Source organism: Gulosibacter sp. GYB002 (genome assembly GCF_036577665.1).
Taxonomy (GTDB): domain Bacteria; phylum Actinomycetota; class Actinomycetes; order Actinomycetales; family Microbacteriaceae; genus Gulosibacter; species Gulosibacter hominis.
Genome location: NZ_JARBDD010000003.1, coordinates 232,110 through 247,479 on the forward strand (window position 1 = coordinate 232,110; position 15,370 = coordinate 247,479).

At 62.7% G+C, this 15,370-nt stretch carries 16 protein-coding genes and 1 pseudogene; 4 read left to right on the top strand and 13 right to left on the bottom strand.

Going from position 1 to position 15,370, the window contains the following annotated elements:
- Positions 1-5: 5 nt before the first annotated feature.
- The 3 genes and pseudogenes from PV375_RS03230 to PV375_RS03240 all read right to left on the bottom strand — a co-directional run.
- The gene (locus tag PV375_RS03230) at positions 6-1,403 is read right to left on the bottom strand and encodes a dihydrolipoamide acetyltransferase family protein (RefSeq protein ID WP_332106104.1); all 1,398 of its coding nucleotides are present in this window, start codon (positions 1,401-1,403) and stop codon (positions 6-8) included.
- Positions 1,404-1,405: 2 nt separating this feature from the next.
- A complete protein-coding gene (locus PV375_RS03235; RefSeq protein WP_442903923.1) occupies positions 1,406-2,485 on the bottom strand; it encodes an alpha-ketoacid dehydrogenase subunit beta in 1,080 nt (359 codons plus the stop codon).
- 93 nt (positions 2,486-2,578) lie between these two features.
- A pseudogene (locus PV375_RS03240) lies at positions 2,579-3,622 on the bottom strand (thiamine pyrophosphate-dependent enzyme); the annotation flags it as partial.
- A gap of 240 nt (positions 3,623-3,862) precedes the next feature.
- On the opposite strand from PV375_RS03240, the gene PV375_RS03245 reads away from it, so the two are divergent.
- The gene (locus PV375_RS03245; RefSeq protein WP_332106105.1) at positions 3,863-4,333 is read left to right on the top strand and encodes an Lrp/AsnC family transcriptional regulator; all 471 of its coding nucleotides are present in this window, start codon (positions 3,863-3,865) and stop codon (positions 4,331-4,333) included.
- Here PV375_RS03245 and PV375_RS03250 read toward each other — a convergent pair.
- The 4 genes from PV375_RS03250 to PV375_RS03265 form a co-directional block, all read right to left on the bottom strand.
- Positions 4,330-4,566 carry a glutaredoxin family protein gene (locus tag PV375_RS03250; protein WP_332106106.1) on the bottom strand — a complete coding sequence of 79 codons (237 nt, stop codon included), beginning with the start codon at positions 4,564-4,566 and terminating at the stop codon, positions 4,330-4,332. The two genes, PV375_RS03245 and PV375_RS03250, sit on opposite strands and share 4 nt — an antisense overlap.
- Entirely contained in the window at positions 4,563-5,807 is a 1,245-nt protein-coding gene (gene nhaA, locus PV375_RS03255) for a Na+/H+ antiporter NhaA (protein WP_332106107.1), read from the bottom strand. The genes PV375_RS03250 and nhaA overlap by 4 nt, the downstream gene beginning before the upstream one ends.
- 80 nt (positions 5,808-5,887) lie before the next feature.
- On the bottom strand, positions 5,888-5,986 hold the full coding sequence (locus PV375_RS03260) for a 30S ribosomal protein bS22 (RefSeq protein ID WP_005504750.1): 99 nt from the start codon (positions 5,984-5,986) through the stop codon (positions 5,888-5,890).
- An 81-nt stretch (positions 5,987-6,067) separates the two neighbouring features.
- Complete coding sequence (locus tag PV375_RS03265) at positions 6,068-6,283, bottom strand: helix-turn-helix domain-containing protein (RefSeq protein WP_230972581.1); 216 nt, start codon at positions 6,281-6,283, stop codon at positions 6,068-6,070.
- Between the two features lie 156 nt (positions 6,284-6,439).
- On the opposite strand from PV375_RS03265, the gene PV375_RS03270 reads away from it, so the two are divergent.
- Positions 6,440-7,849, top strand: coding sequence for a TrkH family potassium uptake protein (locus tag PV375_RS03270; RefSeq protein WP_332106108.1), 1,410 nt, complete (start codon positions 6,440-6,442; stop codon positions 7,847-7,849).
- Positions 7,842-8,510 (top strand): potassium channel family protein, encoded by a 669-nt coding sequence (locus tag PV375_RS03275; protein WP_201518242.1) that lies wholly within the window; start codon positions 7,842-7,844, stop codon positions 8,508-8,510. Before PV375_RS03270 ends, PV375_RS03275 begins: the two co-directional genes overlap by 8 nt.
- 9 nt (positions 8,511-8,519) lie before the next feature.
- Here PV375_RS03275 and PV375_RS03280 read toward each other — a convergent pair whose 3' ends face one another.
- The 5 genes from PV375_RS03280 to ftsH are packed head-to-tail and all read right to left on the bottom strand — an operon-like array spanning position 8,520 to position 13,455.
- Complete coding sequence (locus PV375_RS03280; protein ID WP_332106109.1) at positions 8,520-9,083, bottom strand: DUF3180 domain-containing protein; 564 nt, start codon at positions 9,081-9,083, stop codon at positions 8,520-8,522.
- Positions 9,080-10,051 carry a 2-amino-4-hydroxy-6-hydroxymethyldihydropteridine diphosphokinase gene (gene folK, locus PV375_RS03285; RefSeq protein WP_332106110.1) on the bottom strand — a complete coding sequence of 324 codons (972 nt, stop codon included), beginning with the start codon at positions 10,049-10,051 and terminating at the stop codon, positions 9,080-9,082. The genes PV375_RS03280 and folK overlap by 4 nt, the downstream gene beginning before the upstream one ends.
- Entirely contained in the window at positions 10,048-10,869 is an 822-nt protein-coding gene (folP, locus tag PV375_RS03290; RefSeq protein WP_332106111.1) for a dihydropteroate synthase, read from the bottom strand. Before folP ends, folK begins: the two co-directional genes overlap by 4 nt.
- Positions 10,866-11,468, bottom strand: coding sequence for a GTP cyclohydrolase I (folE, locus tag PV375_RS03295; protein ID WP_332106112.1), 603 nt, complete (start codon positions 11,466-11,468; stop codon positions 10,866-10,868). The genes folP and folE overlap by 4 nt, the downstream gene beginning before the upstream one ends.
- 7 nt (positions 11,469-11,475) lie before the next feature.
- The gene (gene ftsH, locus PV375_RS03300; RefSeq protein ID WP_201518239.1) at positions 11,476-13,455 is read right to left on the bottom strand and encodes an ATP-dependent zinc metalloprotease FtsH; all 1,980 of its coding nucleotides are present in this window, start codon (positions 13,453-13,455) and stop codon (positions 11,476-11,478) included.
- 459 nt (positions 13,456-13,914) lie between these two features.
- Here ftsH and PV375_RS03305 point away from each other — a divergent pair, with 459 nt between their 5' ends.
- A complete protein-coding gene (locus PV375_RS03305) occupies positions 13,915-14,643 on the top strand; it encodes a hypothetical protein (RefSeq protein WP_332106113.1) in 729 nt (242 codons plus the stop codon).
- A 77-nt stretch (positions 14,644-14,720) separates the two neighbouring features.
- Here the strand turns inward: PV375_RS03305 and hpt are convergent, their stop codons facing one another.
- Positions 14,721-15,338, bottom strand: a complete 618-nt coding sequence (hpt, locus tag PV375_RS03310; protein WP_332106114.1) for a hypoxanthine phosphoribosyltransferase — start codon at positions 15,336-15,338, stop codon at positions 14,721-14,723.
- Positions 15,339-15,370 lie beyond the last annotated feature (32 nt).

Sequence of the window (15,370 nt, forward strand, 5' to 3'; positions counted from 1 at the left end):
CGCGGCTACAGGTCGGTGTGCAGCAGCACCGGGTTTTCAATGCGATCGGTCACATAGGTCAAGAACGCGCTGGCCGCATCCCCGTCGCACACCCGGTGATCGAACACGAAACTCACCGTCATCACGCGGCGCACGGCGAGCTCACCGTCCACCACCCACGGGCGTTCTTTCAGCCGACCGAGCCCGAGCATCGCGGTCTGTGGCAGGTTGATGATCGGCGAGGCGCCATCCACACCGAACCCGCCATAGTTGTTCAACGTGAAAGTGCCGCCGCTAAGCTGCGCAGGCGAAAAATTGCCGCGCTTCGATTCGGCAACCAGCTCGCCCACTGCATCCCGCAGCTCTCGCAGCGTATATCCCTCGACCCCGTGCAAAACCGGCACCATCAAGCCTCGCGGGGTCTGCGCGGCCAGCCCCAGGTTGATCGCACTATGCTCCACGATGACTCCCTCGCGCGAGTCAAACGACGAGTTCAGTCGGGGATGCTCGCGCAACGCCGCCACCACGATGCGGGCGATCAGCGTGGTGAGACTGAACCGCTCATCGGTGGCGGTCTGCAGCTGCTGCCGCAGCTCGAGCAGCGGGGTCGCATCCACATCCAGCCAGATTGTCGCCTTGGGCACGGTCGAGTGTGATTCAACCATGTGTTCGGCGACCAACTGCCGCATCCCATCGAGCGGCATGCGGCGATCACCGGCGCCGGCCGCGCAGCTTTGACCACTGGGGCGCTGGTCGCGGGCAGGCACCACCGTTGCGGTGTCGCCGAGCTGCTCGATTGCCGCCCGCACATCCGCGCGCAGCACCAGCCCGCCGCGGCCCGAACCGGCAAGGTGACGGGCATCGAATCCGGCGGCTTTTGCCTCGCGACGCACCAGCGGCGACATGACCGGTGAGTTTCGCGTCGAATCCAGCAGCTTCGATGCGTCCTGCGGCATCGTGGCCGCTGAACTCACTGCCGCCGCGGCTCCGCGGTTTCGAAACCGCCCGCCTTCGGGCCGCCGCAGCCGCACCTTCGACTCGTGCAGCCCGTAGCCGGTGAGCACAGCACCCGAATATTCCGACGACTCGGCATCGGCGGGATCAGCATCCGCAAGCTGCTCGGCAGCCTCGCGCCCGGCATCGGGCTGGGTCGCTGGCAGCTCAGCCTCACTGCCGTCGGGGGAAATCTGGCGCACCCGCACCAGCACATCTCCCAGTTCAATGGTGTCGCCGGGTTCGCCGCACAGCGATTCGATGATCCCTGCAAACGGCACTGGCAGCTCCACAACTGCCTTCGCCGACTCGACATCGACGATCGGCTGGTCGATCTCTACCGCATCCCCGACGCCGATTTTCCACTCGACGATTTTTGCCTCGGTCAATCCCTCACCGAGGTCCGGCAGCAAAAACTCACGAACCAGCACTGTTACCACTCCCAGGTGTCGAGGGCGGCGAGCACCCGCTCGGCCGTCGGCAGATAAAACTCTTCAAGTTTGGGTGACGGATAGGGCACGTCAAACCCGGTAATGCGCAGCACCGGTGCATCCAGCCAGTAAAAACAGCGCTCGCTCACGCGTGCGGCCACCTCGGCGCCATAACCGCCGAATTGGGCTGCCTCGTGGATCACCGCGGCGCGCGAGGTCTTTTTAACGGATGCGGCCACGGTGGCGTCATCAAACGGCGAGAGCGTGCGCAGGTCGATCACCTCAATCGACAGCCCTTCGGCAGCGCCCGATTCGGCGGCCGCGAGCGCCGTGCGCACCGTCGCACCGTAGGTGATCAGGGTCACATCCGTGCCCTCACGCACCACTTTGGCGCCGTGCGCGCTACCTTCGCGGCGCACTTCGCCACGCATCCAGTAGCGGCTCTTCGGTTCCATGAAGATCACCGGGTCGTGTGAGGCGATCGCCTGCCGCAGCATCGTGTACGCATCCTGCGGTGTGGCTGGCTGCATCACGGTCAACCCGGGCGTTGCCGCCCAATAGGCCTCGGATGAGTCGCTGTGGTGTTCTACCCCGCCGATTGCGCCGGCGGTTGGGATGCGAATCACCATTGGCAGCGCAACGTTGCCGCGGGTGCGGTTGCGCATTTTGGCGACATGCGACACCACCTGCTCGAACGATGGATACGAGAAGGCGTCGAACTGCATTTCGACCACTGGTCGCATCCCCGCCATGGCCATACCGATGGCGGTGCCCACGATGCCCGATTCGGCAAGCGGCGAGTCCCACACCCGCTCGGGCCCAAACTCGGCGGCGAGTTTGTCGGTGACTCGGAACACGCCGCCGAGAGCGCCAATGTCCTCGCCGTATACGACCACGCTGTCGTCAGCTGTGAGGCTGTCGGCCAGGGCTGCGTTGAGCGCGCCTGCCATGGTCATAGTTTCGGCGGGACCCGGTGCGGTTTCGGATGCATCGACAGTTGCGGTTGGCGGTGCCGGCTGCTCGTCGAGTGCGGCGCGGGCCGTGTCACGCAGCTGGTCGCTGAGATCCTCGCGCTCGACCATCTCGGCTGCGAGTGCCTGGCGCTGTTCTTGCAGGGCTGCACGGGGTTCGGCATAAACGTGGTCGAACAGCTCGAGCGGGTTGAGCTCGGGCTCGTCGTTCATGACATCACGGGTGGCGGCTGCGAGAGCTTCGGCCTCGGCGGTGAGTTCGGTTTCGATCTCATCGGTCAGTACGCCCTGGGCGCGCAAATAGGTGGCCAGGCGGCTGATGGGACAGAATTTTTCCCAGGCGGCCTGTTCTTCGGCGGTGCGGTAGCGGCCGGGGTCGTCGCTATTGGTGTGGGCTTCGAGACGGTAGGTGCGCGCTTCAATGAGAGTCGGGCCCTCACCGCGGCGGGCGCGGGCGACGGCTTCACCGACCACGGCAAGCACCGCCGCCACATCATTGCCGTCGACCCATTCGCCGGGCATGCCGAGCCCCGCTGCACGGTCGGCAATTGAGCGCGAGCGGGTTTGCTGCTCGATGGGCACCGAGATGGCGTACTGGTTGTTTTGCACGAAGAACACGGTGGGGGTTTGCCAGGTGGCGGCGAAGTTAAGTGCTTCGAATGCGTCGCCTTCGCTTGCGGCACCGTCGCCCAGGTAGGTGATTGCCACGGTGTCACGGCCACGCAGCCGCTCGGCGTGTGCAAACCCAACCGCGTGCAGAGTTTGGGTGGCGAGCGGCGTGGCCTGGTTGGAAACGTTGTGGTCGTAGGGGTTGTAGGCCACATGCCAGTCGCCGCGGAAGAATGGCAGCAGCTCGCCGGGTTCGATGCCGCGGGTGAGTAGCGCGAGTGAGTCGCGGTAGGTGGGGAACATCCAGTCGTGCTCTTCGAGTGCGAGCACCGAGCCGATTTCGCTTGCTTCTTGGCCGAGCCCGGAGGGGAAGGTCGCGAGCCTCCCCTGCCGGGTGAGCTTGGTGACCTGAGTGTCCCAGCGTCGGGCGATCACCATGCGGCGGTAGGCGTGCAGCAGGGTGTCGTGATCGGGTAGGTCAAGCCCGCCGGCGAGTTCTGGGTCGGCCAGGGTGCCGTCGGGCGCGATGAGCTGTGTGGGTTGCGCTCCTGGCAGCTGCGCCAGCATCATCTCGTGGGCGGTGCTGGCACTCGCGTCGTCAAGCTCGGGAGCGCGTCGAGCGACCTCGTTGTCGTTCATGTGTCGATAGTGACGCGCTGGGCAGCATCGGCGCCAGATGCTGCGAGCAACTCCGGTCAAGCGGCGCCAATTGTCCACATTTTGCAGACATTTGGCCTAGTTTGACCACCAGATACAGCCATTTGGCTGGCGGTTTTGGGGCGCCGTGAGTTCACCAGAACATTTCGCCCCCAGGATGCGCTGAGCAACATCCTGCCCCCAAAATGTTCCACTGCACTCACGGTGACCTACGCTAAACCCATGCGAGAACTCGACGAGATCGACCTGGCGATCGTGCGCGAGCTGCACAATGATGCGCGGCTCTCGGTGCGGGCGCTCGCCGAACGCGTGCATATCTCTCGGTCGAGCGCACATGCGCGGGTGCAATTGCTTGAGGATGCGGGTGTCATCACCGGCTACCGCGCCCAGGTTGACCTCGCCAAGGTTGGCCGCCCGGTGCGCGCGATCCTGGTGATCGACACCGGCGCCTCCCCCGCTGGCAGCGAACTCGCCACCGATCTCGCGGGCGTGCCCCATGTGGTGCGCACGCTGACCATCGCCGGTGATATCGACTATGTGGTCGAGGTGGCCGCACCCTCACACGCCGATCTCAGTGCCACCGTACTGGAGGGCGTGTTGAAACTTCCCGGCGTGGTATCAGTGCGCACGCACCTCATTATTGGCGAGCACCGGGGCGAACCGGATGCATCCCCACCCACCACAGCCGACTAACGGGTGAGCGCCGCCCGCAATCGCCCGGCGTCAACAAACCACTGCGAGTGCTGCACACCGTCAATTTCAACCACCGGCACCAGCTCGCCGTAGCGCGCCTGCAGTTCGGGTTTGGCGTCAACATCGTGGCGCACCACTTCGGCATCGGCGGCAGCAGCCTCGGCCAGCACCACTTCGAGCGCATCGTCGCACAGGTGGCATCCCTGGCGTTCATAAAAGTTGATGCGGGTCATGGCAGGAATGCCTCGTCATCATCGAGCTGTTCGTTAACAGCCGCCTTTGCTCGTAGCCGCAGCGTCACCGCGGCGATGACGGCTGCAGCGATCGATCCGAACAACACGCCCAAGTGCGCGTAGTCGGTGAATTGCTCCTGGCTACGGAACGCGAGCTCGCCGATGAGTAGCGACACGGTAAACCCGATGCCCGCCAGTCCACCGAGCGCGGCGACATCCGCGAGGTGCATATTGTTGTCGAGTTTGAACATCGGCAACCGGTGCAGCAGGAGCACGGTGAAAAAGATACCGATGGGTTTGCCGATGAGTAGCCCCAGGAAGACACCGAGAAATACCGGATGCTGGAGCGCATCCAGCATGGTGCCGCTGCCGACAGCCACTGGCACACCGGCCGCGAAAAACGCGAAGACCGGCAGCGCAAAACCCTGCGAGAGCGCGTTCCAGTCGTGCTCCATATCTTCAGCAAACGAGATCTCTTGGCCGCGTCTCGGTAGCGCCGGCACGACAAGCCCCAGCAGCACTCCGGCAATCGTGGCATGCACGCCCGAGCAGAGCATGAAGTACCACGCCAGCACGCCCAGCGGGATCAGTATCACCGCGAGGTTGATGCCGCTGTTCACCACCAGCGCGTAGACCACGATCGCGGCGAGCGCCGCCAGCAGCCACCAAAAGTTGAGGTGCTGCGTGAAAAAAATGGCGATCACGAGGATGCCGAGAAGATCATCCATCACCGCGAGAGTAAGCAAGAAAACGCGGAATGGTGACGGCAGCCCCTTGCCGAATACGGCGAGCACGCTCAGCGCGAACGCGATATCGGTGGCCACCGGCACCGCCCAGCCTTGCATCGCATCCACGCCGCTTGTCGCAACGACGATGGCATACACGGCTGCGGGTGCCGCCATGCCGCCCACTGCGGCGGCGATGGGGAGGGCCGCCTTGCGGGGATCGCGCAGCTGTCCGGTGACAAACTCGCGTTTGAGTTCGAGGCCCACCACAAAAAAGAAGATGGCCAGGATACCGTCACTGGCCCAGCGAGCGATCGGCATGTCATCGATGCCGAGGAATGGGATTGGCAGGTTGAAGTTTTTTACCGCCGTGTACGACGGCTCGAGTGGCGAGTTTGCGAAAATAAACGCCAGCAGCGCGGCGAGCAGGAGCAGCACCCCACCCACCTTGCGGGAGCCGAGTCGTTCTTTCAGCGAGAACGTGTCGTCAGGGGGTCGAATTCGCATCGCTGCCATGCACTCCATGGTACGCCGCTGCAAAAACCCTGGGAAAACGGGGATGCCCCGCCGATAAGCGGGGCATCTGCATAGCAGCGCTACTTCTTGTTGCGACGCTGGTGACGAGTCTTGCGAAGCAGCTTGCGGTGCTTTTTCTTCGACATGCGCTTACGGCGCTTCTTGATCACTGAACCCATGGGCTCTCCCAACTATCTGGAAAATGTTGACGAACTCGCCGATGAAACGCATCGGCGAAGTTTTGCGCTCATACGAGCTTACTACGCGCTACGCGTTCCGGTCGCACCCGATATCGCTTCTTGCACCGATGATTCCGGCACTCGGAACGAACGCCCAAACTTTACCGCGGGTAGCTCGCCCGCATGAATCATGCGGTACACGGTCATCTTCGAAACACGCATCAGCTGCGCGACCTCGGCCACAGTCAGGAAACGAACGTCTTGCAGGTCGTTCGCTGCGCGCTGTTCTGGCGTCACCGCAGGCTCACTTTCTGTGGCAGATGTAAACACGTGATAGCTAAACCCTAGAGTGTCGCCGCCGATTCTCCAAGCTCTGGCACTAAAGTTCGCCCGCGGACGAAGCAAATCGCACCGCCGGCGGACGTGCTTGGCAAACCGAGTAGCATCGTGCATATGCCGTTGCTTCAGCGTTGGCGCCAGGCAATCTCAAAAATGAGCTCGGCTTCGCCGAGTCGGTTTGCGGTGCTGGTGTTTACTTCGATCATTTTTTTGTGGTCGTTGCTGCTCACGCTACCGATTTCTTCGGCCGACGGCACTCCCACGAGATATTTGGATGCGCTGTTCACCGCGGTCTCAACGATCTGTGTGACAGGTCTGTCCACGGTGGATATGAGCACGCACTGGTCGCCCTTCGGCAATGTGGTGATCTTCCTCGGCATTGAGGTTGGCGCCATCGGGGTGCTGACGCTGGCATCAATTCTCGGCAGCGTGGTGACCCGCAAACTCGGGCTGCGACAGCGGCTTATCGCTGCCTCAGACGGCAACGCCCTGCGACTACATCGCGGCGCGGTCTCCGAAAGTCAGGCTGTTCGCCTAGGCGAAATTGGGGGGATGCTCGCCACGGTGGCGCTGTCGCTCATCATTATCGAGACGATCATTGCGCTGTTCATCCTGCCGGTCTTTTGGGCTTCCGACCTCGTGACCCACTGGTGGGATGCTGTCAGCTACTCGTTCTACTACTCGGCCAGCGCCTTCACCAACACCGGCTTTGCACCGAATCCCGGCGGCGTTCCCGAATTCGCTGATAACGGTTGGTTTTTGGGATGCTTGGCGGCCGCAACCTTCCTCGGCTCGCTTGGCTTTCCGGTGCTGTTTTCGCTGGTTCGTTGGGCGCGCGACCGTTCTAAGCGTCCCGGTGTGCATGTCAAGCTGACCCTGGCGGCAACGCTGGTGCTGTTCGTGCTCGGCGCGCTCACGCTCTGGTTGCTCGAAAGTGGCAACAGCGACACTTTCGGTTCGCGAACTCCGATCGAGGGGCTGCTGGGCGGTTCGTTCCTGTCGGTGATGGCCCGCTCGGGTGGCTTTTCAACGATTGACATCGATGCAATGAACGACTCATCACTGCTGGTGCTGGACGCGCTCATGTTTGTGGGTGGCGGCTCGGCTTCCACCGCCGGCGGTATTAAGGTGACAACCCTGGCGGTGCTCTTCCTCGCGGCGGTTGCCGAGGCCCGCGGAAGTTCAGATCTGCAATTGTTCCGCCGCCGCATCCCCCACGATGTGTTGCGTTTGGCCATTGCGGTGGCCCTTTGGGGTGCCATGGTGGTGGGGGTCAGCTCCATTCTGGTGATGTCGCTGAGCGGCGCCGGGATGCGCGAGGCAATATTCGACACTATTAGCGCGTTCGCTACCGTTGGGTTATCGACCGGACTGACCGAGTCGACCACCCCGGCGGCGCAGCTGGTGCTTGCGGTGACCATGTGGCTCGGCCGCGTGGGAACTGTGACGATGGCAGCGGCGGTTGCTTCGAGCGAACGAAAACAGCTGTATCGACTTCCTGAAGAGAGGATCATCGTTGGTTGACGCGAACAGCAAAAATTCACCAGTGCTGGTGATCGGCCTGGGCCGATTCGGTGCCGCCACCGCCGGGCAGCTGCAGCGGCAGGGTCGCGAGGTGCTCGCCGTAGACACCGACCCCGATCTGGTGCAGAAGTGGGCCGAGCGGGTCACTCACGCCGTGCAGCTGGATGCCCGCAATATCGAGGCGTTGCGGCAAATTGGCGCGCAGGAGTTCTCGGTGGCGGTGGTTGCCGTGGGCACCTCGATTGAGGCGAGTGTGCTCGTGACCGCAAACCTGGCGGATCTAAAAATCAACCAGATTTGGGCCAAGGCCATGTCGTCCACGCACGGCCGCATCCTCAAACGTATCGGTGCACACCACGTGATCTACCCCGAAGCCGAGGCCGGCGAGCGCGTGGCGCACCTGCTTGGTGGCAAGATGCTCGACTTCATCGAGTTCGACGACGAATTTGTGATGGCAAAGATGTATCCGCCGAAGTCGATCCGCGGCAAGTCGCTGCGTGATTCACAGGTGCGCTCGAAGTACAGCGTGACTGTGGTGGGTGTGAAGTCTCCCGGCCAGGAATTTACCTACGCCACGGCCGACACCGTCATCACCAACTACGACGTGATCATTGTGGCGGGCACGAGCGATAGCGTCGAGGCCTTCTCGGTTGTGACGTAGCGGCAGCTTTTAGCTTGCCTCAGCGCTAGCCCCGGCGGTGTCTTGTGGCGGCAGCCGGCACCACGATTCAGCGATCAGGCCGGCAACCAGCAGCACGAGCGCACCGCCGCTCGAAAAAAGCGTGAGCAGCGCACCCGAATTGACGACAGTGCGCGAAATCAGCCACAGCAGCGTGCCCCCGGTGAAGCCCAAAAAGAGCGCGCCAACCAGGCTCGCAGCCTTGGCGAGGGCGAGCGCAAACACGGCTCGGAACGGGTTCACCCGGTGCGCGGTGGCCTGCTTTTCGGCTGCTGCGGCCGCGTGCTCAGCCGCCGTGTGCCCGGCCGTGCCGGCCACAGCATCGGATGCCTGCTGGCGACGGCGCACGGCCTCGCGCAGCCGTGAGGTGTATCCGCGCACCGGCCACGCCACCGCTAACACCGCCAAACCGATCACCGCGAGAGTGATACCCAGCAGCGGCGACGGGATGAACGCTGCCGAACCGGTGCTCACAAGCCACAGTTCAAAGGCCCAACCGACCACGCCACCGGCGATGACCGCGAGCACCAGAGTGAGCGGATTCGTTGGTGTCACCCTCGATACCTCCGCACCTCATCCGTGGTTTCAGTGAGCAGCGCGGCGATTGCGCCACGGCCGGGGATGGTGGCGGTGGGCTCAATTTCGGCCCACGGCGCCAGCACAAATGCTCGTTCAAAGGCGCGCGGATGTGGCAGCTCGAGGTTTTCGTCGGCAAACTCCAGCCCGCCGTGTTCGATGAGGTCGAGATCGAGGGTGCGACTCCCCCAACGTTCGGTGCGCACCCGGCCGTGCTGGTCTTCGATCCGCAGTAGTTCGCGCAGCAGCGCGTGCGGTTCGAGATCGGTGTGCACGGTCATGACGGCATTGAGGTAGCTCGGCTCGCTCGCATCCACCCCGTGCGTAGTCAGCGCCGGGGTTTCGTAGAGTCGTGAGCGGCGGTGCGGCCACACGCCCGGCAGCGCTTCGATTTCATCCATTGCCTGTCGGATTGCCGCTTCGCGATCGCCGAGGTTGGCACCGAGTGCAATCACAGCGCGGGCGGTGGGGCGCCGCGGCGCCGTGGGTTCGGGGCCCTCCGGGCGGTAGCGCAGCACGCTCACCGACACATCCTCGAATCGCAGTTTTACGGGCGCCTGCGGTTTGTGCACCGTGATACGCACTGCCTGCGGGCCAGCAAACGCAAACGTGACCGCAGCGAGGCGTTCGGCGAGGGTTTCAAGCAGGTCAACCGGTTCATGGAGCGCCACCTCGTAGAGTGCCCGCATGAGATGGCCGTAGTGCAGGGTGTCGACGATATCGTCGCTATCGGCCGCGGCGCGGGTGTCGAGCCACACCTCGGCATCGATGTAAAAATCTTGACCTTTTGCGCGCTCGTGCGCGAATACTCCGTGTCGACCGTGCACGTGCAATCGTTCAATATGGATGCGGTCGAGCTCGGGCGACGGCAGTGCCGGATGCGCTTCGGGGCCGGGACGATTGGGCATCAATTCGAGTGCCCGAGCAACCGGATGCTGCCGGGTCATTGCTGCTTCCCTGCCCGCCACGAACGAGTGACCGCTATTGCGGTGGCGCTGGCCGCGACGTTGTGCACCCGCACGCCCCACACGTTCCGTTCAGCGCACAGGGCCGAAACCACTGCCGTGGGCAGATCACGGTCGAGCATCGACGCGGTATCTGGCAGCAGTGCACCCATGAAGCGTTTGCGGCTGACTCCGATCAGCAGTGGGTGGCCGAGCGCGAGGAAGTCGTCGAGACGCTGCAGTACCGCCCAGTTGTCATCGTGGTCTTTTGCAAAGCCGAGCCCGGGATCAAGAATGATCTGTTCGGTGTCCAGCCCGGCCGCCAGCGCGCGGTCACGCATCCCAATCAATTCGGCAAGGATTTCGCTGCCGGGGTCGTCGTAGTCGGCGAGGTCGTTCATTACCACCGAGTGGCCGCGCCAGTGGCTGAGCACATAGGTGGCACCGGTGCGAGCCACAAGTGGCAACATTTCGAGGTCGGCACGCCCGCCCGAAACATCGTTGATGATGACCTCGCCAAGTTCGAGGCAGGTGGCTGCGGTGGCGGCGTTCATCGTGTCGAGCGAGACCCGAATGCCACGGGCCAGCAGCTGCTCAACCACCGGCGCGACACGCTCGAGTTCTTCGGCCTGCGGGATGCGCTGGGCACCCGGCCGGGTGGATTCGCCCCCGACGTCGATTATGGTCGCCCCTTCGGCAACCATGCGTTCGGCGGCAGCGACGGCGCTCGCGCAGCGCTGTTGTGGTTCGGCGGCCTCGTGTGTGCCGCCATCAGAAAATGAGTCGGGGGTGACGTTGAGCACGCCCATGATTTCAGTCACAGCATCTCCTCGCGCTGTTCGTCGGCGCTGTGCTCAGCACCGCCGAGAGCGATGAGGCGGAACACTTCGGCTCGCGCTTCACCGGCTACCAACGTGCCGCGCGCAGCCACCGAAACCGAATCGGAATCGCGCTGTTTGGGGCCGCGGGCGGCGACGCAATCCTGCCGAGCTTCAACTACCGCGAGTGCCCCGCGGGCATCGAGCCCGGTGATCAGCGCATCAACGAGCTGTTCACCGATGCGTTCTTGCAGTGCCAGGCGGGCGGTGCAGGTGGCGACCAGGTCGTGGATGCGACCAAAACCGGTGATCCAGTCGCCGGGCAGGTAGGCCACGTGAATCCAGCCGTCGAAAGGCAGCAGGTGATGCTCGCATACCGAGCTGAAGCGGATATTGCGCACCAGTACGAGGTCGTCATCGGCTGCTGGGATGCGGCCCTCACGCAGAGCCGGTACCGGGTCGACTCCCTCGCCGGCCAGGAGCTCGAGTGAGGCGTCAGCCACCCGGTCGGCGGTGCGCTCCAGGCGCGGGTCGCCGGCCAGCCCCCAGGCGTCAAGGAGTTCGACAATCGCTGCCCGGGTTCGTTCGCGGTCTACGGTCATGACGCGCCTATTCCGCGACGTTCGGGTTGGTGTTGGGGCCGCCGTGCGCGGTGCCCGGTCCCGAGCCGTCCATCTCATCGGCGCGCAGGTGTGGTTTGAGTTCAACTGGCGGCTGGTTTGAAATCGGGCGGCTTGGGCTCGAAAGCCACTGTTCACGTGGCGGCAGTTTGGTGATGTTGGCAAACATTTCGTCGAGTCGTTCGTGGCCGAGGGTCTCGTGTTCGAGCAGTTCAGCGGCGAGCTGGTCGAGAATCTCGCGGTTGGCGGTGAGCACCTCGTAGGCCTCCTGCTGCGCGTTTTCGAGCAGTGCCTGCACTTCGGCGTCAATCTGCGCGGCAACCGCTTCACCGTAGGGTGCTCCCTGGCTTTGCGCGTAGGGCGAGTCACCCTCGCTATCGCCAAATTTCACGGCGCCGAGTCGGTTCGACATACCGTATTCGGTGACCATTCGGCGTGCGGTCTTAGTGGCCTTTTCGATGTCGTTCGAGGCGCCGGTGGTGGGGTCGTGGAACACGATCTCTTCGGCGATTCGGCCACCCATCGCGTAGGTGAGCTGGTCGAGAAGCTCATTGCGGGTGATCGAATATTTGTCTTCGAGCGGCACCACCATGGTGTAACCGAGCGCGCGGCCGCGAGGCAGGATGGTGATCTTGGTCACGGGGTCGGTGTGGTTGAGCGCGGCTGCAGCGATCGCGTGGCCACCCTCGTGGTAGGCGGTAATGAGCTTTTCTTGGTCGTTCATCACTCGGCTGCGGCGCTGCGGGCCGGCAATAACGCGGTCGATCGCTTCGTCGATGGCGCGGGCGTCAATGATTTGCGCACCCATTCGGGCGGTCAGCAGCGCCGCCTCATTGAGCACATTGGCAAGGTCGGCACCGGTAAAGCCCGGGGTCTTGCGGGCAACGACAGCGAGATCAACATCGGATGCGATGGGCTTGCCTTTGGCGTGCACCTCAAGAATCTGCCGGCGACCCTCCATATCGGGTGCGTCGACGCCGATCTGGCGGTCGAATCGACCGGGTCGTAGCAGTGCGGGGTCGAGCACATCCGGCCGGTTAGTGGCGGCAATCAGCAGCACGTTCGTGTTGTTATCAAAACCGTCCATTTCAACCAGCAGCTGGTTAAGGGTCTGTTCTCGCTCGTCGTTACCACCGCCGAGGCCAACGCCACGTTGGCGACCAACCGCGTCGATCTCATCGATGAAGATGATGGCCGGCGCGTTCTGTTTGGCCTGCTCGAATAGGTCGCGCACGCGCGAGGCACCCACACCGACGAACATCTCAACGAAGTCAGAACCCGAAATCGAGTAGAACGGCACCTGTGCTTCACCAGCAACGGCTCGAGCCAATAGCGTCTTACCGGTTCCGGGAGGGCCGTACAGCAGCACGCCCTTGGGCACCTTGGCACCCACAGCCTGGAATTTTTGCGGCTGTTTCAAGAACTCCTTGATTTCGCCGAGTTCTTCGAGTGCTTCGTTAGCACCGGCAACATCGGCGAAGGTGACTTTCGGGTCTTCTTTGCTGACGAGTTTGGCGCGAGATTTACCGAAGCGCATCACTCCGCCGGCACCGCCCTGGGCGCTCGAGAGCATCAGCCACACAAAAAACCCGATCAGCACCAGCGGCAGCAGCAGCGATAGTGCGGTGCTCAGCCAGTTGGGCCCGGGAACCTCGTCGTTATAGCCGCCGGCAGGCTCGGCCTTGTTCACCGCATCCACGACCGCATCGGCGCGCGCGGTGACGAAGTAGAACTGCACCTGCTTGCCGAATTTTTCGTCGGGCTTGGTGAGTTCGACATCGACACGGTTTTCGCCGTCGACGATTTTCACCTTCTCGGCCCTGCCTGATTTGATCAGCTCGATACCCTCTTGCGTGGTCACCTCACGGCTGCCCTGCATGTTGATGAGGCTGAAACCAACCCCGATGAGGATGACAGCGATGAGCACGATGGCAATCGGGCTCTTAAGGAATTTCTTCAGGCTCTTCATGTTGACTATTGGGAACTTTCGGTTCGACTTCATCACTCACCGGCAGGCGGCGGCGACAAAATTGCTGGCGCTCGCTGACTGAACTCTACCTGTGCCGGGTAGTGTTCGGCCGTGAGTGGGCCGCTTGATCGCCGAGCGCGTATTTGCGCACGCAGCTCGCCAACGCACACCCGTAAGTAAGACATCCGGAAGTTCTGGCAGCAATCACAAAACTGCTCCGTCAGCCGACAACTCGCCGCCACCGAGCCGTGCCTTGCCATAACACAGAGTTACAAGCTTCTTGCACTTAGATTGAAGTTCATTTATTTTTCACTAAGATTGACCCGCACTGCATACGACCCCAGATGGATTTTGGGGTCGCCAGGCGAAAAATATTGGTGAACTCCGACTACGATTGGTACAATCTTGCCCCGCATTTCCGAAGCTCAAGCCCAAAGTGGTACCGGGCCCGCTTCTAAAATGGTCCGCCTCACACTGTCAGCCAACCTACTCGACCGGTTCCTCGACCTCGCAGATCGTCTGCAGCTCGAGCGGACCGACCTCATCGACCTGCTAGTTATGCGCGGCTGGCCGGCTGAACTTGAATCGGGCGCGCTGCAGGAAGAGGACACTCTGCGCGCCAAGCTCGCCACCGAGCTGATCGAGGGCTTCGCCAATGGCAAAGCACTCAGCCGGTTCGATGTTGAATCCCGCATCAAATCACCCGTCAACGTCACCGCGCTGCGCATGGCCGCACGCCGTGAAGTCGATCCGAACGAAGTCGATCCCGGCCAGGGCTTCACCCGCACCCACATGGGAATGGACCTGCTTGACAGCCCCGAAGAGGTCTGGTCGCAGGCACGCGGATACTGGACCGCCCAGCCCGACGCCGAGTACCTCATCCCAGTTCGCCTCGGCTACGCCCCCTACGTTTTCCGCACCAATCGCTGGCAGCGCACCGAGGGCAGCGTGCGCCGTGTCTGGGCAACCAGCGGACACTTCATCGACCATGAAAAACAGCTGGCGGTGCCATTGGTCGACACTCCAAACTTCGACGCCCCAGCAAAACTCGATTATTCGTCGGCAGCACCGGCCAGCGAGCTCGACCTCCAGGTCGCCAACGCACTTGCCGGCCACATGATTGCATTCACCGTTGGCGCCTCAAACCCGGTGGTGCGACTGCGCCAACGCGGACACAACCTGAGCTAGCTGTATCACGTTATGGCCGGGCATCCCCAATCGGATGCCCGGCCATAACGTGCTAAAACTTCAGCTGCGGCAAAAAGCTACTGTGTCGATAGCCCCAGGTTGACCACTCGGCGGGCGGGTTCCACCGGCGCATCAATCGTCTCGCCACCAAACACCTCCGGCCGCAGCACCACAACATCACGCAGATTGCGGTACCGCTCGTCATAGTCGAGCCCGTACCCCACCACAAACTCGTTCGGCACATCGAAGCCGATGTATTTGACGAACACATCCGACTTCAACCGCGTCGGCTTCCGCAGCAGTGTGCAGATTTCTACCGAAGCAGCCCCCCGCGAGCGCAGGTTTTCACTCAGCCAGGTCAGCGTCAGACCCGAGTCAATAATGTCTTCAACAATGAGCACATCGCGCCCCGACACATCCGTGTCGAGGTCTTTCAGGATGCGCACCACGCCCGACGACTCGGTGCCCGAACCGTACGACGACACCGCCATCCAGTCCATCTCGAGATCGATGTTCATAGCCCGCGAAAGATCACTCATCACGTACACCGCACCCTTGAGCACACCAACCAGTAGCGGATTACGACCGCGATAGTCACTGTCGATCTCACGGGCAAGCTCGGCCAACCGGCCGCGAATCTCATCCTCGGTAATCAGAATTTCACGGATCTGATCGTGAATCTGTTCGGCGCGCATGCCTGACCTTTCTCAGTCGCTTCGATGGTGAT